23 protein-coding genes are annotated in these 20,296 nt (G+C 58.9%); 12 read left to right on the forward strand and 11 right to left on the reverse strand.

Annotated elements, in window-relative coordinates; translation table 11 throughout:
* Nucleotides 1-3: 3 nt before the first annotated feature.
* Nucleotides 4-267: a hypothetical protein gene (locus tag MW046_RS05145; protein WP_247994490.1), complete on the reverse strand. Its 264-nt coding sequence runs from the start codon at nucleotides 265-267 to the stop codon at nucleotides 4-6.
* Between the two features lie 59 nt (nucleotides 268-326).
* Nucleotides 327-962, reverse strand: coding sequence for a phosphoserine phosphatase SerB (serB, locus tag MW046_RS05150; RefSeq protein ID WP_247994491.1), 636 nt, complete (start codon nucleotides 960-962; stop codon nucleotides 327-329).
* 354 nt (nucleotides 963-1,316) lie between these two features.
* Between serB and MW046_RS05155 the strand changes: the two genes are divergently transcribed.
* Nucleotides 1,317-3,080, forward strand: coding sequence for a type IV secretory system conjugative DNA transfer family protein (locus MW046_RS05155; protein WP_247994492.1), 1,764 nt, complete (start codon nucleotides 1,317-1,319; stop codon nucleotides 3,078-3,080).
* Nucleotides 3,081-3,202: 122 nt separating this feature from the next.
* Complete coding sequence (gene serA, locus MW046_RS05160) at nucleotides 3,203-4,786, forward strand: phosphoglycerate dehydrogenase (protein WP_247994493.1); 1,584 nt, start codon at nucleotides 3,203-3,205, stop codon at nucleotides 4,784-4,786.
* A gap of 36 nt (nucleotides 4,787-4,822) precedes the next feature.
* On the opposite strand, the gene MW046_RS05165 is transcribed toward serA, so the two are convergent.
* On the reverse strand, nucleotides 4,823-5,128 hold the full coding sequence (locus MW046_RS05165; protein ID WP_247994494.1) for a hypothetical protein: 306 nt from the start codon (nucleotides 5,126-5,128) through the stop codon (nucleotides 4,823-4,825).
* A gap of 31 nt (nucleotides 5,129-5,159) precedes the next feature.
* On the opposite strand from MW046_RS05165, the gene MW046_RS05170 reads away from it, so the two are divergent.
* Nucleotides 5,160-5,645, forward strand: coding sequence for a DUF7321 family protein (locus tag MW046_RS05170; protein WP_247994495.1), 486 nt, complete (start codon nucleotides 5,160-5,162; stop codon nucleotides 5,643-5,645).
* Between the two features lie 15 nt (nucleotides 5,646-5,660).
* Here MW046_RS05170 and nth read toward each other — a convergent pair whose 3' ends face one another.
* Nucleotides 5,661-6,341 (reverse strand): endonuclease III, encoded by a 681-nt coding sequence (gene nth / locus MW046_RS05175; RefSeq protein WP_247994496.1) that lies wholly within the window; start codon nucleotides 6,339-6,341, stop codon nucleotides 5,661-5,663.
* A gap of 220 nt (nucleotides 6,342-6,561) precedes the next feature.
* Here nth and MW046_RS05180 point away from each other — a divergent pair, with 220 nt between their 5' ends.
* Nucleotides 6,562-7,329, forward strand: coding sequence for a GTP cyclohydrolase IIa (locus MW046_RS05180; RefSeq protein WP_247994497.1), 768 nt, complete (start codon nucleotides 6,562-6,564; stop codon nucleotides 7,327-7,329).
* A gap of 9 nt (nucleotides 7,330-7,338) precedes the next feature.
* Here the strand turns inward: MW046_RS05180 and MW046_RS05185 are convergent, their stop codons facing one another.
* The 4 genes from MW046_RS05185 to MW046_RS05200 form a co-directional block, all read right to left on the reverse strand.
* Nucleotides 7,339-7,614 carry a ribonuclease P protein component 4 gene (locus tag MW046_RS05185; RefSeq protein ID WP_247994498.1) on the reverse strand — a complete coding sequence of 92 codons (276 nt, stop codon included), beginning with the start codon at nucleotides 7,612-7,614 and terminating at the stop codon, nucleotides 7,339-7,341.
* A gap of 74 nt (nucleotides 7,615-7,688) precedes the next feature.
* Nucleotides 7,689-8,642: a phosphoadenosine phosphosulfate reductase family protein gene (locus MW046_RS05190; RefSeq protein ID WP_247994499.1), complete on the reverse strand. Its 954-nt coding sequence runs from the start codon at nucleotides 8,640-8,642 to the stop codon at nucleotides 7,689-7,691.
* Nucleotides 8,643-8,771: 129 nt separating this feature from the next.
* On the reverse strand, nucleotides 8,772-9,377 hold the full coding sequence (locus tag MW046_RS05195) for a DUF7110 family protein (protein ID WP_247994500.1): 606 nt from the start codon (nucleotides 9,375-9,377) through the stop codon (nucleotides 8,772-8,774).
* 200 nt (nucleotides 9,378-9,577) lie between these two features.
* On the reverse strand, nucleotides 9,578-9,928 hold the full coding sequence (locus tag MW046_RS05200; RefSeq protein WP_247994501.1) for a glutaredoxin family protein: 351 nt from the start codon (nucleotides 9,926-9,928) through the stop codon (nucleotides 9,578-9,580).
* Between the two features lie 99 nt (nucleotides 9,929-10,027).
* Between MW046_RS05200 and MW046_RS05205 the strand changes: the two genes are divergently transcribed.
* The 3 genes from MW046_RS05205 (at nucleotide 10,028) to MW046_RS05215 (ending at nucleotide 12,435) form a co-directional block, all read left to right on the forward strand.
* Nucleotides 10,028-11,044, forward strand: coding sequence for an NAD(P)/FAD-dependent oxidoreductase (locus MW046_RS05205; protein ID WP_247994502.1), 1,017 nt, complete (start codon nucleotides 10,028-10,030; stop codon nucleotides 11,042-11,044).
* A gap of 247 nt (nucleotides 11,045-11,291) precedes the next feature.
* Nucleotides 11,292-11,891 carry a superoxide dismutase [Mn] gene (gene sod / locus MW046_RS05210; RefSeq protein ID WP_247994503.1) on the forward strand — a complete coding sequence of 200 codons (600 nt, stop codon included), beginning with the start codon at nucleotides 11,292-11,294 and terminating at the stop codon, nucleotides 11,889-11,891.
* Nucleotides 11,892-12,027: 136 nt separating this feature from the next.
* Nucleotides 12,028-12,435 carry a zinc ribbon domain-containing protein gene (locus MW046_RS05215; protein ID WP_247994504.1) on the forward strand — a complete coding sequence of 136 codons (408 nt, stop codon included), beginning with the start codon at nucleotides 12,028-12,030 and terminating at the stop codon, nucleotides 12,433-12,435.
* A gap of 39 nt (nucleotides 12,436-12,474) precedes the next feature.
* Here MW046_RS05215 and MW046_RS05220 read toward each other — a convergent pair whose 3' ends face one another.
* Together MW046_RS05220 and MW046_RS05225 are read right to left on the reverse strand one after the other, a co-directional pair.
* Nucleotides 12,475-14,148: an AMP-binding protein gene (locus tag MW046_RS05220; RefSeq protein WP_247994505.1), complete on the reverse strand. Its 1,674-nt coding sequence runs from the start codon at nucleotides 14,146-14,148 to the stop codon at nucleotides 12,475-12,477.
* A gap of 69 nt (nucleotides 14,149-14,217) precedes the next feature.
* Nucleotides 14,218-14,550, reverse strand: a complete 333-nt coding sequence (locus MW046_RS05225) for a 2Fe-2S iron-sulfur cluster-binding protein (protein ID WP_247994506.1) — start codon at nucleotides 14,548-14,550, stop codon at nucleotides 14,218-14,220.
* A 109-nt stretch (nucleotides 14,551-14,659) separates the two neighbouring features.
* On the opposite strand from MW046_RS05225, the gene MW046_RS05230 reads away from it, so the two are divergent.
* Entirely contained in the window at nucleotides 14,660-15,115 is a 456-nt protein-coding gene (locus tag MW046_RS05230) for an SHOCT domain-containing protein (RefSeq protein WP_247994507.1), read from the forward strand.
* A 54-nt stretch (nucleotides 15,116-15,169) separates the two neighbouring features.
* Nucleotides 15,170-16,531, forward strand: a complete 1,362-nt coding sequence (locus tag MW046_RS05235; protein WP_247994508.1) for a geranylgeranyl reductase family protein — start codon at nucleotides 15,170-15,172, stop codon at nucleotides 16,529-16,531.
* A gap of 58 nt (nucleotides 16,532-16,589) precedes the next feature.
* Here the strand turns inward: MW046_RS05235 and coxB are convergent, their stop codons facing one another.
* Nucleotides 16,590-17,474, reverse strand: coding sequence for a cytochrome c oxidase subunit II (gene coxB / locus MW046_RS05240; protein WP_247994509.1), 885 nt, complete (start codon nucleotides 17,472-17,474; stop codon nucleotides 16,590-16,592).
* Between the two features lie 93 nt (nucleotides 17,475-17,567).
* On the opposite strand from coxB, the gene MW046_RS05245 reads away from it, so the two are divergent.
* The 3 genes from MW046_RS05245 to MW046_RS05255 are packed head-to-tail and all read left to right on the forward strand — an operon-like array spanning nucleotide 17,568 to nucleotide 19,934.
* Nucleotides 17,568-19,007: a heme o synthase gene (locus tag MW046_RS05245; RefSeq protein ID WP_247994510.1), complete on the forward strand. Its 1,440-nt coding sequence runs from the start codon at nucleotides 17,568-17,570 to the stop codon at nucleotides 19,005-19,007.
* A gap of 1 nt (nucleotide 19,008) precedes the next feature.
* The gene (locus MW046_RS05250) at nucleotides 19,009-19,707 is read left to right on the forward strand and encodes a DUF7546 family protein (protein ID WP_247994511.1); all 699 of its coding nucleotides are present in this window, start codon (nucleotides 19,009-19,011) and stop codon (nucleotides 19,705-19,707) included.
* The gene (locus MW046_RS05255; protein ID WP_247994512.1) at nucleotides 19,704-19,934 is read left to right on the forward strand and encodes an Rdx family protein; all 231 of its coding nucleotides are present in this window, start codon (nucleotides 19,704-19,706) and stop codon (nucleotides 19,932-19,934) included. The genes MW046_RS05250 and MW046_RS05255 overlap by 4 nt, the downstream gene beginning before the upstream one ends.
* Nucleotides 19,935-20,296: the final 362 nt, after the last annotated feature.

Below are 20,296 nucleotides of genomic sequence, written 5' to 3' on the forward strand. Positions count from 1 at the left end.
CACTCACTCGCGCCAGACGAGCGGTCCGACACCGACGATGATGGCGAGCAAATACGCCGGTCGAGCAGTAACGATCGATAGCGTGAGCGGGGCGATCCCACCGACGTCAGTTCCTGCTTCGGTGGCCGCCCCCTGTATCAACACGAGGAGGTAGACGGTGGCGATCGTTGCCATCGTGACACCTGCGGCCATCAATGGGTTATCGTTGATCCAGTCCAACACACTCTCCACAGACTGCTGTGAGACGGCCGTTATCTGTGAACGCATACCCGGTATTTGACATCCCCCGAAATAAGTGTACTCGACATCCTTACGCCGATCACGTATCAGTCTTTGATCACGTTCCGTTCCGTGAGTAGCTCCGCCAGTTCGTCCATCGCTGTGACCGTCACGTCACACGCGGGTTCGACCGCCGGTTTCGGTTCGTATCCCACCGCAAGTTCGGCGTATTCGAGCATCGGCAGATCGTTCGCTCCGTCGCCGACCGCAACAGTGGTCGTCGGATCGAGCGAGCGAGAGAGATCGGCTAACGCCTCGTCTTTGGTGCCTTCGATGAGCGGTCCTTCGACGTCACCAGTGAGCGTGTCGTCCGCCGCCGGGAGCCGGTTGGCGACGACAGTGTCGACGGTGACGTCCGCCCGGTCGAGAGCCGCTCGCACGCCGCGTTCGAACCCACCAGTGAGAATCGCAACGTAGACGCCAGCATCACGGAGTGCGTCGATGAGATCGCCAGCTCCCGGTCGAAGCGCCACCGCTTCGAACGCGCGCCGAGCGGCCGTCATGGGAAGTCCATCGAGCAGCGCCGCCCGTTCGCGAAGGCTCGTGGCGTATCCAATTTCGTCGTTCATCGCTCGTTCGGTGATGGTCGCCATTTCGTCCGCGACCGACTTCTGTTCGCCCAGCAGGACCGTCATCTCCGAATCCGAAAGTGTTCCGTCGAAATCGAACGCGAGCAGCTCCATACTGGACGCTCTCACCACGGAGGGAAAACCGAACCGGATCGAGACGAAGCGCTCTTTGACTGGACGTCATATCATTCACCCCATTCTTTATCGGAATTATTAACTAACAGTGTGAACACGAAAACGTATGGGTTCGAGGCGCTATGGGGGAATGGCGGACCAACATAAAGCCGCACGAGATAAATACGATCCGGATACAGAACGACGTAAACAGAAACGCACAACGAATACAGCAATGAATCATCAACGTATCCATCGAACGAGTCGTGCTCGTCCTTCGTTGATTCGTCTCTGGCCGATTCACCGACAGGACCGGTCGGAAAACGCGCGTGGCGGGACATCACGGCTGGAACGATGCAGACGGCGCGTGAGAAATACAACGTGGCCGACCCCGGCCGTGGAGAGGAGGTCTCTCCGGCGGACGGTTCCGATCGGCTCCAACGACGAACAGGAATGGACACTCAGATAGGTACGTTCCGGAACCGCCTCGATGAGGCCTTCGAAAAGGGGCATGCATGGGTGCTGTTACAGATCCGAATGCGGCTCCGGTACGTGGTCGTCCTCGTCGTCGCGGTCTCGGTCCTGGTCCCGGTGTTGGGCCAGCAGGTCTGGCTTCCACCCGTGACAGTCGGTGGGAACCTGCCGGTTCCACGCTTCTCTGACGTGTTCGTGGGGACCACCTTCGATCCGGTGGTCTTCTTCGGAGGAGTGGGACTGCTCGGGATCTACTGGCGTGTCGGGCGGACGGAGTACCAACTCCGCCACCAACTGTATGAGGACATCATGCTGGTGCCGCTGACGGAAGCGGGCGACCGTTACGGTGATCCTGCCGGTTCACAGCGAGCGGTTCAGTTCGAGATGGACCGTTCGGTGTTGGTGCTCGGAGAAACCGGCAGCGGGAAAACCGAAGCGATCAAAGTCCTCGCTCATCAACTGCAGGCCGAGCCCGACGAAGCGTTCGTCGTCTTCGATTACAAACAGGACTATCGGACGTTCTTCCCCGCGGAAAACGTGGTCCGACTGTCGTCCGACGACTCGGACGTGATCTGGAACGTGTTCGAAGAGATCGAGGACGACGGCGATTGTGACGAGATCGCCAAAGCGATCTTCGTTGGGGCCGAAGTCGACAACGACTACTTCACTAACGCCGCCACCCAGGTGTTGGCCGACGTACTACGATTGCTCCGGATCCGTGCCGATCGCTCCGACGTGGAACCATCGAACGAGGATCTCGTGAAGTTCTTGAACGATGTTGACGTGGATCATCTACGCGAAGGATTTATCGAGGAAAATCTTTCGTCAAAAAAGCATTTCCCGGCAACTGTCGAGGCGAGTAGTAACATCGTCTCGATCCTCGAAGAACGAGTCAAAACGGTGTTTCGTGGCGACTTCTCCAAGGATGGGTCGTTTTCGGTCCGGAAGTACATGGCCGATCCAGACGGACAAATCCTGTTGTTGGACTTTCCGATCCAGCAATCCGCCTCGGTCCAACCAATTTTCAGATTGTTGATCGATTGGAGTATTCGATTCGGGTTGGATGACGAACGAGACTCATACTACATTTTGGACGAGTTCGCGGCGTTGCCGGAGTTAGACATGCTCGAACGGCTGATCAACGCGGGGGGAGCGTACAACTGCTATGCGATCTTAGGGGTGCAGGCGATCCCCCAATTACGAGATACCTACGGAACCGACAAGGCCGACAGCTTGCTGAGCGGGTTGGCCCAAGAGATCCACCTCCGAGTGGGACAAGGCTCGGTCGAATACTGCCGCAAGCGGATCGGCCGAGAGCACGTCGAGCGCAACGTCGGTCCCGACGACGACGAACGGCTTGTCGAAGTCGACGATGACATCCGCGTGTTCGAAGAGTACCCCATTGAGGAGGACACCCTCCAGAACTTCGAGGCCGGACGCGGCATCGTCCACACTCCCTCGGGACGACAGCGCGGCCGCCTTTATCTGCTCGACGCCATTAGCGGCCGCTTGCTGCCCGCCGACCGTCCCGGACTCGCTGCGCGACTCTGGGGCCGATTGATCGGTCGAGAACCACGTCGGTCGGCGCTCGAAGAACGGGAACCGGACCGCCAACCTCGACTCGAAGAAAGACGAGAGGACTGAAACGGACGGCGTGGATGCGTTCGTCTGCCGGACAGTGAAACGTATTAACCACTGGAATCGACAATATTTGCCATGTGTGAGGAGGAAGAAAGCGTTATCTCCCCACCGACGGAGACCGAGATATGAAGGTACTCGTCACGGATCCAATCGCGGATGCTGGATTGGATCGGCTCCGTGAAGCCGGTTTTGATGTCGAAACGGCGTACGAGGCGGACGATGAGGCGCTACAAACCGCCGTACAAGACGCCGTCGGGCTTATCGTCCGGTCGGGCACAGAGGTGACTGCGGAGTTGCTCGAGGCTGCACAGGAGTTGGTTATCGTCGGTCGGGCAGGAATTGGTGTCGACAACATCGACATCGACGCCGCAACCGAACACGGTGTGATCGTTGCCAACGCCCCCGAAGGGAACGTCCGTGCCGCCGCAGAACACACGGTCGCAATGATGTTCGCCACGGCACGCTCGATCCCACAGGCACATACGCGTCTGAACACCGGTGAGTGGGCGAAAGGCGAGTTCCTCGGCACGGAACTCAACAACAAGACGCTGGGTATCGTCGGTCTCGGGCGCGTCGGCCAAGAGGTGGCACGCCGGTGTGGGTCGCTCGGAATGGAGCTGGTGGCGTACGATCCGTACATCGGCGCGGACCGAGCCAACGCCTTGGGCGCGGAGCTCGCAGAGCTCGACACGGTGCTCGAACGCGCCGACATCGTCACCGTCCACACGCCGCTCACACCCGAAACCGAGGGGCTGATCAGCGAACCCGAGCTGGCGAAGCTCGAGGGGGGCTATCTCGTCAACTGCGCCCGCGGCGGGGTCGTCGACGAGCACGCGCTCGCGGCTGCGGTGGAGGACGGCGTTCTCAACGGAGCGGCGCTCGATGTGTTCGCCGACGAGCCGCTGTCGGACGACAGTCCATTGCTCGGTGTCGATAACGTCGTCGTGACGCCACATCTGGGTGCGAGCACGGAGGCCGCACAGGAGAACGTCGCTACCAGCACCGCCGATCAGATCGTAGCCGCAGTCAACGACGAGCCGGTGATGAACGCGCTCAACGCGCCGTCGGTCGACGCCAGCGCGTTCCCGCGCGTCGAGCCGTACATCGGGTTGGCCGAAACCGCCGGTCGGATCGCAATGGAGCTGTTCGACGCTCACGTTGAGGAGGCCCACGTCGAGTACGCTGGCGACATCGCAACCGAAGAGATCGATATCGTTACCGCCAGCGCGCTGAAAGGGATGTTCCGCCAGCTCGAACCACAGGTCAACGCCGTCAACGCCCCCTCGCTCGCCGAACAGCGCGGGATCGACGTGGTCGAGTCCAAAGCCAAACAGGCCGAGGATTTCCAGAGCCTCGTAACGGTGACGCTCCACAACGGCGACGGTGAAATCAGCGTCAGTGGCACACAGTTCGTCGGGGAGAACCCACGCATCGTTCGCATCGACGGCTACCGAGTGGATGCGATCCCACACGGTCACATGCTCGTCGCCCGAAACTACGACGAACCCGGTGTCATCGGCTTCATCGGCACCGTGCTCGGTGATTCAGGGATCAACATCGCCGGGATGTACAACGGCCGGGAAACGATCGGCGGGGAAGCGCTCACCGTCTACTCGCTCGATGACGAGCCTGCGACAGACCTCATCGACACCCTCGAATCCGACGACCGCATCATCCAAGCACAGTATCTCTCGCTGAACGATCGGTGAAGCAGTCGGACGGCTACTATTTCGTTCCTCTGTCGGTTAGTTCCTAGTTCTTTTCGTTTTCGGACCGATATCGGTGGTATGTCCCTCCGAAAGAAGGTGTTCGCGTTCGATTTTTCCGCGTGGAATCGACCCCGACGAGCCAAGCGTATCGCGCCCGTGGTCGCTAGTGTCGGGGCAGTACTCGGAACGACGGCCTATTATTTCTGGGTGGCTCCCGCCATCGGCTCGGCGATAGGCGGAGACGTACTTCGCATCCTCATCACCACCGGAGCGATTTTTGGAGCGTTCGCGCTCCTCGCGTTGTTCGATCGAGAGACCCGCCCACTGCACGACTTTCGGCACGTTTTAGCCGGGTCTCTCCGTCAACTGAAACATGGCCCTCGGCGACGTGGCGATCGCAACGGTGGTACTCCTCGCGGTAACGGCGAGTTTCCCGTTGTTGTTGTACGGCGCGTGGATCGTGATCGACGCCGAGGAAGTGACGTGGGACGTGCTCACTCACCATCTCAAATACATCCTGTCGGGACTGGCGCTCACGACGATCCCGATGCTCGTGTGGATGATCCCGCGGCTCCCCGAGCAGCTGGGTGGATTTTCCGCGTTACACGCCATTCTCGGGCTCCAAGCCTACGCCATGCTCGCGTTTGCCTTGACCGGCATCGTCCGTATCTTCCGGGCCAAACGAGAACACGACTTGTATCACGACTACGACGAACAGGTGTTGCTCGATGAGATCGGCGGCGAACACATGCGCCACTGGCGGTGGCGGCTCCGGATCGGGGTGTTCGGCTACATCGTCATGTGGATCCTCGCCTACGTCGTCGGTGTCGTCCGATATCTCACGCGCTATCACATTTGAGAAACGCTCAGGCGTTCACCACTGTTCGTTGCTAGCGAGATCCACGTCATTGTCGAGCTTCGAGGACGGACAGAGGTCTTCGAGCACACAGTCCGCACACGCGGGATTGCGCGCCGTACACGTCGCCCGACCGTGATCGATCATGAGATGGGTGAACTGCTGCCAGTGCTCTTCAGGGACGAGTTCCATGAGATCCGTTTCGATCCGTTTCGGAGACTGTTCGGTCGTGAGACCGAGCCGTCGGGAGATGCGTTGGACGTGCGTATCGACCACGATCCCCTCGACGATGTCGTGACCGTGCTGGAGGACGACGTTTGCGGTTTTGCGACCGACGCCGGACAGCTCCGTGAGATCACTCATCGTGTCCGGGACCGATCCGTCGTACTCGGTGACGATCGTTTGGCACGTGTTCCGGATGTACTCGGCTTTGTTGTTGTAGTAGGTGATCGAAGAGATGTCCTCGGCGAGTTCGTCCTGATCGGCCTCGGCAAACGCTTCGGCCGATGAGTATTTCTCGAACAGGTCGGCGGTGACCGTGTTCACCCGTTCGTCGGTGCACTGGGCCGAGAGCATGACCGCGATGAGCAACTCGAGCCGGTTGGAGTAGTTGAGGGAAATGGTCGAATCCGGATACGCCTCCAGCAGCCGGTCGATGATCTGCGTCGCCCGGTCGGTGTCCGATCGCTGTGTGCCCATATCGAACCACCGAACGGTTCGAACTTGTGCGTGTCGGCTCGGAAACCGGACGAGTATCCCGGCGACCCCGTTCGCTCCGACGTCACGAATATGGAACTGGAAACGGATTTGAGAACGCTTTTGTCGAGTGTCCTCCTCGTTCACTACGAAGGATGTACACGGGGAGAGGGACGTGGATGAGAGCCGAGCAGCAGTTGATCGTTCTCTATCGGAGTGAACGATGATCCAGGCGACAGTGTTCCAGGTCGACGATTATGGACCGTGGACCGTCACCCCATCACCCCGACCGGAGATGGATCTACAGACGCTCCAATCCCGATTGTACGCGGAAATAGCGGGGTTCATCGGAGACCGGGAAGGGTACGCCTTCTATACGAGAGGGGACAACATCGTCGCCATCACCAACCGGCTCGATCAAGACGCTCACGAGCGGTTACAGGCATCGATCGGAAACCGATATCCGGTGACGGTTAGCGTCGGTATCGATGTCGGTGATACGCCACGCGCGGCACTCGCTGGGGCGAGTGCACAGCTCCGGGCTGCTGGCAGTGCACAGGATGATACCCGAACTGCGACCTGTCGGGGCGAGACAGCCGATGCAGACGCCGGAGAAGTGACCGTGGGCCACTTCGACATCGAGAACGCGACCGATCGGCTCACGGACCGACTCGACGCGTTCGAGGTGTACACCACCGTCCAGCAGTGGTACGGAACGCTTGCCCGGCACCTCTATCAGGAACACGAGTCGCTCGCGTTTTTCGTCGGCGGTGACAACGTGGTAGCGATCTGTCCCCCACTCGATCAGGAAACATATCACGACGTGATCGACCGCGTTACGAGCCGAACTGACGTTCCGTTCCGTGTCGGTGTTGGTACGGGAAAAACGACCCACCGAGCTGGAATGGCAGCAAAGCACGGACTCGAACAGGGACGTGAGACCGATCGAGCCGTCGTGATGGTCGATGGATGCCCGACCCCGAGCGTGTAAGAGAAACCGCTAGTGGTACGGATACCGCGACTGGGCACCACACGAACACGTGATGACCACGTGTCCGTCCTGCAATCGAACGCGTGCGTTGTCGCCCGCCCGAAGATACACATCGCACCGATCACAGGTAAACCGCTTGAACGACCGATCCAGTCCACACCGATTTCGTTCTGCGATGCGGCGTGCACGCCGGACGTACGTCCGCGCGCGGTCCTCGTGGCCCTCCCGAACGGCTGTGCGTGCGAGCGCGTGCAGCCGATCGATCCGCTCTTCTGCGATGGTCATCGCCCGGTCACACCACCTGTTCGATGTATAGCAAAAAAAGCCAGTCGTTTCGGGAGCCCGCTTCCACCGGGACCTTACATGTAGCCGAGATCGCGCAGTCGGGACATCAGATCTTCCTTGTCCTGCGCACGACCGGCGCGTTCTGTCGTCTCTTCTAAGTTCTGTAGCCATGCGGGTTGGGTGTCGGCTTTGTCCGTGCTCACTTCGCTACCCAACGAGCGGAACCCTTCGAAGTATTTCGGACTAACAGGGAGATCGGCGTGATCAAGGCCGTTCGGGAGATCATCGTAGTCCTGTGGGACGTGGCCCATCGGGTATTCCTCGACGGTGTCCGGAACGACGTAGTTCCAGAACGCGTCCCAAACGGCGCTCTCTTCGAACTGCAGAATCGGCTGAACCCGATCGTGTGGCGGGTAAATGTCGGGATCGTGGCGCGGACTGAAGAACGTCTCGTCTGCGCGTGCCTCCTGTTCGTCCCACCGAATGCCCGAGATGATGCCGTCGATCCCGTGGGATTCGAGCGTCTCGTTGAGTGCGACCGTCTTCAACAAGTGGTTCCCGACGTACGTATCGAGCAAGAACGGGAACGTGTCCTCCTCGTATTCGAGAATCTCACGAACATGATGTTGGTTCTGTTCGTTCAGATCCGAAACCGCGATCTCTTCGCCCGGCTCGTCTGCCAGATCGCCGACGTCGTCGTTGCGGGCGTAGATCACGTCGAGATCCCATTCGTCTGCCCACCGATCCACGAAGCCCATCAGCTCATCGAAGTGCTGGAAATGGTCGATGAACACGGCAGGCGGTACCTCAAGCCCGTGTTCCTGTGCGACTTGAGCAACGAAGTACAACGTGAGTGTCGAATCTTTCCCACCCGTCCACATCACCGCGGGCGACTCGTACTCTTCGAGACCGATCCGGGTGACCTCAATGGCCTTCTCGATCTTGTCCTCAAGCGCCGGGTAATCAGAGGGCTGCTCACCTTCACCGTCGTCGTACGCGACATCGAGATACTCGGGAAACTCCACCATATCGTAATTAGATATTATTACCAGCCTAAAGTTGTTTTCGGCCGCGTTCCAGACCGTGAATAGATAACACACGACAGGCTGAAGGAGCGTATTGTAGAGAGCAACGGTTCCGGCTGAGCGGTATCGTGGTTAGCTGATGAATTCGTTGTTCCGCCAATCGACGCCGTTCGATGCGGACGAGTCGTGCGGATCCTCCCGTACTTCGATCGTGGCAGGCCGGTCCTCGCCATCGACGATTCGGGTTGCTTCGAGTTGCCCGTTAACGGCGGTGATCGCTGTGAGATTTCCTTTCTCAGCGTTGCGAGCCAGATCACAGAGCACCTCGAACATCGGATACTGGAGTGCCGTGTTCTGGAGCACTGTTTCTCGATCGCCTTTAAAGCAGGCGTATTCGACGAGCTCCGAAGGTCGTTCCTCTTCTTCTTCTTGCTGTCCGAACGCTCCCCATTGTGGACCGCTCGGAGAGGTCGACGTGCCAAACGAGTCTGGGTCCTCTTCTTCTTCTTCGTCGAGATACACCCGATTTTCGCTGACACTGGCTTTTAGCTGTGCCGTCGGCGTGTACTTGCTAATGTTGTCTTCGGCCGCGACGGCGCTGAGGATGAGGGTGTTGTTTCGCCGCGTGATCTCTACTTCGTCGATTTCGACTGGTAGATCAGCTGATTCAAAATGGGAATGAACGTCTTCGAGTGGCAGTTCGAGCGTCGAGTGAAGCGTGTATACGTGGCTGGTCATAGCTATGACAGGTGCTCTCCGGGGCACTGGCATCCCCGTGACCGGAACTGGTCGGTCCATTCTATGGATTCGTCACTTATACTGTTTTCGAGCCACACACCACAGAAGTCGACAAACAGACAGATGTGACACTCGACACTATCTCGTCGTGGTGTGTGATATATAGGAGTACACGTGTTGTAGTGGTGATATATGTGTCGTCAACTACTGTCAGTCGTCAGGGTTTGTTGTAGCTCGCCTCGTTCGTCAAGTTCCGCGAGGATGTCACTACCGCCGATGAACTCCCCATCGACGTACACCTGTGGAATCGTTTCCCAATCGCTGTGTCGTTCGAGGGCTGCTCGGTACGCATCGAGCGCATCGAGTACGTTGACCGTTTCGAGGTCATCGCGGTGCTGGTTGATGAGTCCCAACGCTCGCCGGGAGTACCCACACTGGGGCATCAGCGGCGTGCCTTTCATGAAGAGGACGATCTCGTTGTCTTCGATGGCCGCGTCGACTCGTTCGATGACTTCGGATTCACTGAGGTCCGGTGCGGGATCGAACGCCATGGAACCGTGTTTTACGCCTCGACGGAAACGTGTTTCGCCGGAAGCGTGTAGCTCACTCGTATCCAGGAGGTTATGACTGGGGAACACGTTCGAACAACTATGACGAACGACGCAGTGTACGACGTAGCGGTCGTCGGTGGGGGTCCTGCCGGATTGACTACTGCGCTATACGCCACACGACTCGGACACGACACAGTCCTCATCGATCGCGGTGGTGGACGTGCCGCAATGATGCTCGACACCCACAACGTGATCGGTGTAACCGAATCGGTGTCGGGAAACGAATTCCTCCAAACGGCGATCGAACAGATCGAAGGGTATGGAGCTGACTACCGCCGTGAGTTCGTCGGATCGATCGAGCGGGTCGACGATCGGTTCCGACTGGTGACCGAAGAGGCCGAACTCGACAGCGAGCGCGTCGTTCTCGCCACCGGATTCTCTGACGTGCGTCCTGAGCCACCGCTGCCTCGAACCGGTCGAGGGCTGCATTACTGCCTCCACTGTGATGCGTACATGTTCGTCGACGAACCAGTTTATGTGATGGGTCACGACGAAAGTGCTGCTCACGTCGCCATGATCATGCTCAACTTCACCGACGACGTGGATCTCCTCACTCGAGGGCAAGAACCGACGTGGGGGGAAGAGACCGATCGACAGCTCCGTGCTCACCCAGTCGATATCGTCGACACCGACGTAACCGGCACCGAGAAAGGCACCGACGGCTGGCTTGAAGCGTTCACGTTCGAGGACGGGACCCGACGAGCGTACAGAGGCGGATTCCCGATGTACGGCTCGGAGTACAACAACGAACTGGCGGAGACGTTGGGCTGTGAACTGAACGATGACGGCACCGTCGTTACTGACGACCACGGACGGACGAGCGTCGACGGCGTCTACGCTGTCGGCGATCTCACGCCCGGCCACAACCAGATCCCCGTAGCGATGGGCGAAGGAGCCAAAGCGGGTATCGCGATCCACTACGACCTTCGAACGTTTCCGAAATCCCTCGAGGAGATCGAAGACGAGGGAACAGTTGGCACCGAGGAGGTACCAGCCGTTTCTGACGACCTCCGGGAGTCCGCTAACCAGCACAACGCGGCCGAGGCGGACGATTAGCTGGGCGAATCGGTCAGATTCCTTTACATCCTGTGTACGGTTTCTCCAGCGAAGATGAATCCGGGGACCTAACAGCGCCAAACGCTATCGATGATAGAGTGGTCAACGTCGGGGACGGTACGGGCTATAAACCGATCACTAAGTACTACCTTTACCTGACATAACGAAGATGAATTGTATACAATCCAACTAAAATGGAGTTCAGCAAACGTTCAAAGTGGGTGCGGTCGTGGATTGAACTGACGTTATGAGCTACGAGCTACCACCGCTACCGTACGAGTACGACGCGCTAGAGCCACACATCTCCGAGCAGGTGCTCACGTGGCACCACGACACCCACCACCAGGGCTATGTGAACGGCTGGAACAGTGCCGAGGAGACGCTGGCTGAAAACCGTGAATCTGGGGATTTCGACGGATCGGCCGGTGCGATCCGCTCTGTCACTCACAACGGCTGTGGACACGTACTTCACGATCTCTTCTGGCAGAACATGTCGCCGGAAGGCGGCGAGGAGCCGTCCGGGGCGCTCGCCGACCGCATCGAAGAGGATTTCGGTTCGTATGAAGCGTGGAAAGGCGAGTTCGAGGCCGCTGCTGGTGACGCGAGCGGCTGGGCGCTGCTAGTGTACGACAGCTTCTCGAATCAGCTCCGGAACGTCGTGGTCGACAAGCACGATCAGGGCGCGCTGTGGGGTTCCCACCCGATCCTCGCGCTCGACGTGTGGGAACACTCTTACTACTACGACTACGGTCCCGCTCGCGGAGACTTCGTCGATGCCTTCTTCGAGGTCGTCGACTGGGAGGAACCGGCAGCACGCTACGAGCAGGCCGTCGAGCAGTTCGAATAAGGACGGTTGGGTTTCCGCTATTCTCACCGCGCTCACCGGTGAACGCGGGAATGGCGAGAATAACCAGTATAGTTAGTACCGATCCTATTGTGCAACGGACGAAAGTCTCATAGTTGATTGATGGACTAGTTACTGTATGGAGCAGATTCGGTGGAAACGGCCGTGGCTTGCGGCGTTGCTCGGCGTTCTCGGTACCGGGTTCGGACACGTGTATCTTCGGCGGTGGTGGCGCGCAGCCGGGTGGTTTTTCGCCTCGTTCCTCACCTCGTGGTGGTTCGTTCCTGAAGAGACGTTACAGACGGCATCGACGCTCGTGGTGAACCCTGGTTCAGCCTCGGTATCCGCGCTTCCAATGATGGATCTCCTTCCGGTCTATCTCGTCCTCGCTGCCAGTGCCATCGACGCCTACGTCATCGCTCGCATGAACAACCGGCTGTTGATGGAGCAACGACAGGGGATACAGCGGTGTGATAGCTGTGGTCGCCAGCTCGACCCGGACGTATCGTTTTGCCAGTGGTGTGGTACCGACCAAGACGAAACGTGATCCTACAGGATCCGTTCCCCATCGTGGATGGGATCCAAATCACTCCGTAAGCGCTTTTTTATCTGTTTTTCCGATATCGGTAAGAGGAATCTCCTCGACGAATTCGACCTCTTCCGGTAGTGCTTGCCGCGGAACCTTCCCCTCTAGGTGAGCACGGATCTCCTCAGCATCAAGATCGTCGACATCCGGTTGGGGTTCGATGTAGATCTTCACGCGCTCGCTGCCGGGGCGGTCCGGATCGGGAATGCCGACCGTCGCGGGCCGTCGAACGTCGGGATGATCGTACAGCACGTCGTCGATTTCCTCCGTATACACCTTCAGTCCCGATACGTTGATCATGTTCTTCACGCGATCGACGACGTAAAATCGACCGCTGGAATCGATTTTCACCACGTCGCCCGTCGCCACGAACCCCTCTTCGTCGAACGCCGATTTCGAATCGTCGAGATAGCCCACCATCCGTTGTGGTCCGTTGACGTACATCTCGCCTTCTCGTTCGTGTTCGACGGCCTCCTCGATGGAGATCTCCTCACCAGAGTCTACATCGATCAGTTTCACCTCCGTGTCCGGAACCGGTACGCCGATCGTCGGATGATCGAACGTGTCGGTGGCGCTCGATTCCCCCGTTATCATGTCGAGCAGCCCCCGGGCGTTGAAGTGGGTGATGGGAGACATCTCAGAGAGACCGTAGCCCTGTGAGATCCCCTTGGATTTCTCTTCGAACTCCTGTTGGGTTTTGTTCGCCAGCGGAGCAGAACCGGAGATGCCGATGATATCCTGTTCGAGTTCCTCATCGACGAGTTCCATGAACTGCGTGGGAACACCCAGCATGATGAGCGCGCCGAACGTGTTGATCATTTCGACCATCATCTCCGTGTCTCGCGCATCGGGAACCAACAGCATGTTCAACCCGAGTTCGAGCAGCGAGTGCATCACCGAGTAGCCATAGGAGTGATACAACGGAAGCGCCATGATGGCCGTTTCTTGGCCACGCATGAGCTGGGCCATCTGGGACTGGCTGGCGACGCCTTGAAGCGCGTTGGCGTAGATGTTCCGGTGAGAAAGCCGACAACCCTTCGGGAGGCCAGTCGTTCCACCAGTGAACAGGAGCGTGTGAATGTCAGTTGGGGGATCGAAGTCGATAGTAGGGGGATCGGGATCGGTCGCCGCGATCACGTCACGGAACCATTCCACACCGTCGAGATCGTCGTGGTCGGCAGGGGGGTCGGGTGAGTAGTCGTCGACAGTAGTGAGAATGACGGTCTCGATGTCGAGCTCCGATTGCAGTCGGGAAATGAGGTCTCGGTGTTTGTCCTGACCGATGAGTACCGACGGTTGGCCCTGTTCGAGACGATAAACGAGATCGTCCTCGGCGTCGAGGAAATCGTTGGGAATGTGAACGCCGCCAGCACGGGAGATGGCACACGTGGCGACGATGAACTGGACCGATGTGGGAAGGATGGTTGCGACACGGTCGCCTTTTCCAACCCCTTGTTCCGCAAGCGCCGTGGCGAGTCGCTCGGTATGATCGAGCACCGTCGGGTAAGTGTACTTCTCGCCGAGCTGTACCAGTCCTTGGTCGGGATACTCGTTTGCGGCAGTGTACAACAGATCGTGGACCGGCTCGTCGGGATACGGCTCGAGCGAACGCGGGATCCCGAACTCCTCGTACTCATCGTGCCATGGACACTGAATCGTATCAGTTTCGGACATCTACCGGAACATGCTAGTCGCTACGCTTAAACTCACTCGCGTGAATACGCGGGGATATTTGAGTCTGGACTAATCGTCAGCAGAGGCGAGGTCGCCCGCTTCGCTCTTGTTTTCGATGCTCGGTGGATACACACCCCGACGAAGCTTGAGATCCGAGAGCGGCCGTGCCATACAGGTCAAAGCGTAGGATTCGGCTTCCTCCTCGGTGAGACCTCGTTTCTCGGCGACGGTCTGTTCGACCTCTCCCTCAATGATCTCCGCCGAACAGGCCAAACACATCCCGACCCGACAGGAGTACTCTTGAGCGATCCCTTCCTCGATACACCGGCTCAGAATCGTCTGTCGGTCCGAAACTGTGATCGTCTCGCCCGTTCCGACGAACTCCACCGTGTGTTCGGTCATACTGACAGGGTTCGTAAGGGACCACTAAACAGTTGTTGGAGTTGCGATCGACAACGGAATCGGTGTTCCAGTGAACGGATTTATTATTCTACCGACGTATTCATCGGGCATGAGTGCTCCCCGTAAACGAGCCTGGAACAGGCTCGATGAGATCGCATCGTTGCTCGTTCTCGGAGGTGGATTCGTCGCTATGTTCGCCGGGAGCGAGCAGTTCTTTCTCATCTGGATTCTGGGATTCGTCGTGTTCGTCCCGCTCATTTCCATTCTCACCGACGGAACGATACCCTCGACGCTCGACGACGATCACATCACACAGCCATCCACGGCGACCGAATGGACGAGAGGACGAGAACAGCAAAGCGCAGATGATCCGGACCCGTCCTCGACACAGGACGCTCTCACAACGCTTCGTGAGCGCTACGCTCGCGGAGATCTCACTGACGAGCAGTTCGATCGAAAGCTCACCCGGTTGCTAGAGACCGATACTCCCGAGAACGCTATGGAGTGGCGCGAACGGACGGAGCAAAAGATCGGAATCGATCCGGAGACAGAAACCGAACGGTGAAGAACTGACCACAGAATCGATAACGGTTTTCTTACTGGGGAATCTCTGTGAAGTATGACCACCTACGATGTCGTCGTCGTCGGTGCGGGTACTGCGGGGTGCTATGCTGCAGCCACAGTCGCCCGAGCTGGCTACGACGTGGCCATCCTCGAACGCAAGACGGCACAGGAGGCGGGCCACATCGCTTGTGGCGACGCGATCAAGGGCGCTGCGAACTTTCCCGATGCGATCCCGAAATCGCAGATCGAACCGGCATTTTCGAACACCCACGTCGATCATGGTCGGCTCGAACTTCCTTCGGAGAACACTAAACTCGACATTCCAGTGCCCGGTGAACTGGCCGTTCTCGACCGCTGGGAGTACGGCCGTCTCCTCATCGACGGCGCAGAGCAACGAGGAGTGGACTTTCACTACGACACGGTGGTCAAAGACGTGCTCCAGGATGATGGCCGTATAACGGGCGTCACGGCAGTCAGTGACGGCTCCATGACCGAGTATCTGGCCGATGTCGTCATCGACGGTGCAGGCGCGTTGTCCTTGCTCCAAGATAAGGCCGACTTCTCGGGAGCGACGTTCGACACCAACGTGAACTACTCACAGTTTTGCTCGGCCTACCGCGAAATCGTTGAGGTCGACGAGCCAGTCGAATGGGACGACGCGCTCGTATTCAAACCGACTGAGCGTGCCGCTGGCTACCTGTGGTACTTCCCACGATCAGCCACGGAGATCAACGTCGGGCTGGGCTTCCAGATGAACGAACAGCCAATCAAACTCGTCAAGGCACTCAGGGCAGATCTCGAAGAACGGGACGAGTTCGTCAACGCACGCGTCACGGACAAGCTGGGGGCAGCCCTCCCGACCCGGCGGCCGTACGATTCGGCGGTCGCGCCCGGCTTTCTTGCGGTCGGTGACGCCGCGGGTCACGTCAATCCGACGACGGGCGGCGGAATCGCCGGGGCAGCCTACGCCGGTCAGTACGCCGGTGAACAGGCCATCGAGACGATCGAATCCGGCGACGTTGGGGAATCGGCGCTGTGGGAGTACAACAAACGGGTGATGGAACACTTCGGTGCCCGATACGCCGCGCTCGACGTGTACAACATCTTTATCACCGCTTACGATCTCGACGACCTCACCGGGCTGCTCGCCGCGGTTCCCACCCAGAAGTTTTCCGAAGCCCTCTATTCGGGTAGCACGAGCATCGGCCCCCAGATCGCGCTCAAAACACTGTATCGGAGTATCGGCCACTGGGACACGCTGTTCGACCTCTACTCGACCAAACGGCTCGCGGACCGACTCCTCAAACATTACGAGAATTATCCAGATTCCATCGAAGGATTCGATGCTTGGAAGATCCGCCGCGATCGGATCCTAGACGACATCTACGCTGCCTCAGGCGCTGACGCGAAATACTAAACTAATACTAATACCAATACTGAGCCAGAAAACAGTCGTCTACAACTACGAGGAGGTTTCAAGCGAGCCGTGCGCTGGTGTTTGCCGACTCGTTCGCGGGTGCGGTTTGATTGTTCGTTGCGGTCTGATTGCTCGCGTTTCCATCCGTCGTGTTACCCGATTCATTACTCGATTGCTGTTGTTCGAGCCAGCTCTGGTAGTCGGCTTGGCTTTTGACTTCGATGGTGCCGGTCATCTGGGAGTGACCGACGCCACAGTACTCCGCACAGTAAAGCTGGTAGGTGCCGGGGTCCGTCGCCTTGGTTTTCATGGTGTTGTACTGACCGGGGAAGGCGTCCTGTTTCAGTCCGAGATCCGGGGCGTGGAACGAGTGAAGCCAGTCCTGAGAGACGAGATGGAGATACACGGGTCGATCTTCAGGGATGACGAGCGTGTTGGTGCTCGTGACATCACCCTCGGCATCGATGTAGTTGAACGTCCAGGCGTACTTGTACGCCACCACCTCGATCTGTACGGCGTTGTCCTCGGTCGGTGCGTACGCGCCACTCGTGTTGTTGTACGTCAATCCTTCGACGTTTCCGCCCTCGGTGGAGGGCGAGTCGGCGGTGGGAGCGCCGATGTAGCTGCTCGCAAGCACCTGTGTGGAGGCCAATCCGACGAACAGAAGGATGATAGCCGTTGCGACCGTCCACGTGATTTCCAATCGTCGGTTCTCCTGTGTGGGTTTGGCTTCGCCGCTGTCTTTGAACCGATACACGGTGTAGATGAGAATCACTTCGACGAGCACCGTGATCGGGACCGCCGCATACAACAGGTTGTTGTTGAGATCGGTGATCAGCTTTGAGTTGATCGATGGCTGGGCGGCTGCCGGAGCGACGAACAAGGTGGCCAGTGCGAGACCGACACTGATACCCACCGCCCTCCGTATCCGCGTGGCAGTCATACCCGGCGGTTAGATAGCAGGCGGTAAATACCTGCTGAACTGCGGCCAAGACGACACACGTCGGTCAGGAAACGAAAAAGCGGGGGAATAAGTATGAACGCTTCCGAGTCACACGTAGTGTCCACGGAATCCCCATCACCGCGATTTACGAAGCTGCTCGTGGCCGCGCTCGTCGGTGTGTATCTACTCGTCGTCGTCGGGGCAACGGCTGCGCTCGCGGACGCCGTTCGAGCGTGTTCGACGTGGCCGCTGTGTTCGGGACCGATCGGTGATCTGCAAGTAACGATCGCCCTCGGACATCGACTGACCGCGGCGATCGTGGCAGGGTTGATCGTCGCCGCAACGGTCGTCGGCTGGTCGCACGCCACCACTCGTGTCAAACGCGCGCTCTGTGTCGTGCTCGTGTTGTATCCCATCCAGATCGGCGTCGGTGCGTTCGTTGCAACCACCGGTGTGCGGGGCGGACTCGCCGAGGTACATCTGTTCACGGGAGCGGCGATCTTCGTGTCACTTGCGCTCGCGCTCGCGTGGCAACTCGAAGCCGAAACCGGCCAGTTCGAAACCCGATCGACGGCACCACCGGCCGACCGAACGTCACAGTCCGACCGTTCGGTACCAGCCAACTCCGAATCGGTCGCTTCGGGGCAGTCCACCGAGACGGGCGTGGTGGCGACTGTTCGGGCGTACTACAGATTGATGAAGCCACGGCTGATGTGGCTGCTCTGTCTGGTGGCATCGGCAGGGATGGCGCTGGCCGCAGGAACGGAAGCGGAGCCGCTATCGGTCGAAACGGTGGTGTTGACGCTGGGTGGCGGCGTGCTCTCGATCGGCGCGAGTGGGACGTTCAATCACGTGCTTGAACGGGACATCGACCGGCGGATGGCTCGAACCGCAGACCGACCGCTTGCGACCGACACCGTCGGGGTCACCAACGCGATCGCGTTCGGCGTACTGCTCACGATCGCGTCGATCGTCCTGTTCGCACAAGTGAACTCGATGGCTGCCCTGCTCGGCTTCAGTGCGGTCGTGTTTTACAGCGTGGTCTACACGCTCGTGTTGAAGCCCAATACGGTCCAGAACACGGTCATCGGGGGAATTGCCGGTGCGATCCCGGCGCTCATCGGCTGGGCCGCCGTCACCGGAAGCATTGGATGGCCCGGATTCGTGCTAGCCGGCGTCATCTTCCTGTGGACGCCGGCCCACTTTTACAACCTTGCGCTCGCCTATCAGGAAGATTACGAGCGTGGGGGGTTCCCGATGATGCCGGTCGTTCGAGGCGAAAGCACGACCCGAAAACACATCGTCTACTACCTCGTGGCGACGTTGCTCGCCGCAATCGTGTTGACTGCGCTCACCCCGCTCGGCTGGCTGTACGCCGCCGTGACGGTTTCGCTTGGAGCAGTGTTCCTCTGGACGGTCGTTCGCCTTCACCGCGAGCGGACCGATCGGGCGGCCTTCCGAGCGTTTCACGCCTCGAACGCCTATCTCGGGGCGATCCTCACCGCTGTCATTATCGATATGATGGTGTTGTAGGATGGATGTGAACGCCGTCGTCGGCGATCGGATGCCCGACATCAAGACGGTGATGCGGTGGTCGATCGTGATCAACGTCGAGATACTGTTGGTTGGTAGTTATCTGTTGATCGCGCCGGTCACACCGACGGGCGTTTGGAGCTACGTCTACCCCTTTATTTGGATCAACGTCGCTCTCTGGGCGTTCAGCCGGACCGAGACGCCCACAGCGAGCCGGTCCAGACAGTACACTAGCGGGCTGATCGCACTCGGGTATCTGTTCGTGTTGGGTCTTTTCGGCGGACTCTACGGGCCGGGGATGGGTGAGATGGCGACCGGACTCCGGATCGAGTTCGTGAGTCTTCCACCGGGATGGAGTCCGGCCGTGTTGTACAGCGGGGAGCTGATCCGGCTCGCGTTGCTCCCGTTCAAAGTGGTCGGGTACCTTACGCTCGCCTATCTCGTTTACGTGACCGTTCTCGACGCCACAGGGAGCGCGACGATGGGGATCTTCGGGTTGTTCTCCTGTGTCTCCTGTGTCCTTCCACTGATCGCAGCCACGGTCAGCGGGGTCGTTGGGAGTGGTGGCGTACTGGTAGCGGTCGCTACCCGTCAGTCGTACGCGCTCTCGACGGTCGTGTTCGTTTTTACCGTGTTGCTGCTCGTCTGGCGGCCGACGGCGGGGAGTTTTTCCCAGCTGCGGACCAAGCTCGGAACATGACCGCCGTCGAGATCGAATACTGCGTCCCGTGTGGCTTTCTGGACCGAGCCGAGACGGTACAACACGCGTTGTTGTCCTCGTTCGGCCAGCAACTCGACCGTGTCGCGTTGGTGACCGGCGAGCACGGCGTGTTCCAAGTCAGCGTCGATGGCGATACCGTGTTCGACAAACAGGAAGACGACTACGACGTAGACGAGATCACGCGGGCAGTTCGGGAGCGGCTGTAGTGCTCCCGGGAGACGGAAGCCGGAGAACAGCAATACGAGCGTTCCACGAGCCGACGACTTTCTGCGATCGGGCACTTCCTACTCCATAGTGGATGCTGTATCATTAAAATGCATTCGGCACATTCAAAAAGATATGATTGATAGAACTTGCTAAGTATCTTCAGTAGGAGCTTTGCATACGGTTCTGAACGCGGAAAACGCTCTGCGTGAGTAAGGCGATATCGTCGCGGTGGCGAAGCGGTATGATGTAGACCGCGAGCGGTAGCGAGCGGCTTTTTCCCATCTTTGTTGCGTTCTCGCGAGCGCAGAGAGGAACGAAGTTCCTCAAGCAACCGGGCGCAGCCCGGTGACAGCGAGTGAGA

The organism is Halocatena salina (assembly GCF_023115355.1).
GTDB classification, from domain to species: Archaea; Halobacteriota; Halobacteria; order Halobacteriales; family Haloarculaceae; genus Halocatena; species Halocatena salina.